2 protein-coding genes and 1 tRNA gene are annotated in these 953 nt (G+C 57.2%); all 3 read left to right on the top strand.

Going from position 1 to position 953, the window contains the following annotated elements; genetic code table 11:
- The coding region (locus OHD62_RS35535; protein ID WP_263792415.1) for a hypothetical protein at window positions 1-475 on the top strand (475 nt) is incomplete at its 5' end.
- Window positions 437-527 (top strand) — tRNA-Ser (locus tag OHD62_RS35530). The genes OHD62_RS35535 and OHD62_RS35530, both read left to right, overlap by 39 nt.
- Window positions 528-621: 94 nt before the next feature.
- Window positions 622-873: a GIY-YIG nuclease family protein gene (locus OHD62_RS35525; protein ID WP_263792413.1), complete on the top strand. Its 252-nt coding sequence runs from the start codon at window positions 622-624 to the stop codon at window positions 871-873.
- The last annotated feature ends 80 nt before the right edge of the window (window positions 874-953 follow it).

The following is a 953-nucleotide window of genomic DNA, read 5'->3' as shown; positions in this document are numbered from 1 at the left end:
AAAGTTAAAAAACGGGTCTGGGTATTCTTTGCTGAAGGACAGCGTTCCCTGCCCCATCCCCACTAACCGAAAAAGATGCGCACCGCGCCGCTCCTTCGAATCCGACATTACCCATGGGGCGGCGGCGTTCAACCACGATCGTACCGGCAAAAGGTCTGTGCAGACGCTATCCCCAAACGTTGTTGCACAAATGACACGATTTGGCCTCACTCGGAAAGCTCCCATTAACCATCGCCCCCTGCGGAGCCCTTGCAATCCGGCCGATTCCGGCGATCACCCGCCGGAATTGCGACGGTATTCCGGAGCCACCGGCCCGGGAATCGCCATGGAATCGCCGCATGACCAAAGCGGCATTTCGGCGGAAGCCGGATTTTTCGGCGATAATGGCGCCGGCTTGTTGATTGTGCCGACACTTTTCTTTATCCAGCGGCGCAACGGAGAGGTGGCCGAGTGGTCGAAGGCGCTCCCCTGCTAAGGGAGTAGAGGTCAAAAGCTTCTCGTGGGTTCGAATCCCATCCTCTCCGCCACCCTACGCCCTGCGGGCTTCGGGTGGCAGGCCACCCGGAACCGCATTTGGGCGTAGGAGTGTCGCCCGAAGCTACGAAGTAGCGTAGGGGGACCATGTGGTACGTCTACTTCCTGCAACTTCACAACGGCGATGTCTATGTCGGGTCGACGAATGACCTTCGACGCCGTTTCGAATCGCATCGATCAGGCTCTGTGACTTCGACCAAGGCGTGTCTGCCTGTAGCTCTGAAGGCCTACATTGCGGTTGAAACCGAGGCCAACGCACGACAACTCGAGCGATATTTCAAAACCGGATCGGGCAAGGCCTTCGCGAATAAGCGGTTTTGGCGGACAGACCCCTACTGACGGGCTTGAGGTTTATCTATTTGAAATAAAAAGAAAAACACAGCGACGAGCTGCTTTTCGCCGACCTCCGCCCTCGATTC

Source organism: Mesorhizobium sp. YC-39 (assembly GCF_025753795.1).
Lineage (GTDB): Bacteria > Pseudomonadota > Alphaproteobacteria > Rhizobiales > Rhizobiaceae > Mesorhizobium.
This window is presented reverse-complemented; position numbering and strand designations above follow the sequence as displayed.

Excerpts from the sequence above, each read along its gene's own strand:
- OHD62_RS35525 (WP_263792413.1), top strand. The coding sequence starts at position 622 with ATGTGGTACGTCTACTTCCTGCAACTTCACAACGGCGATGTCTATGTC.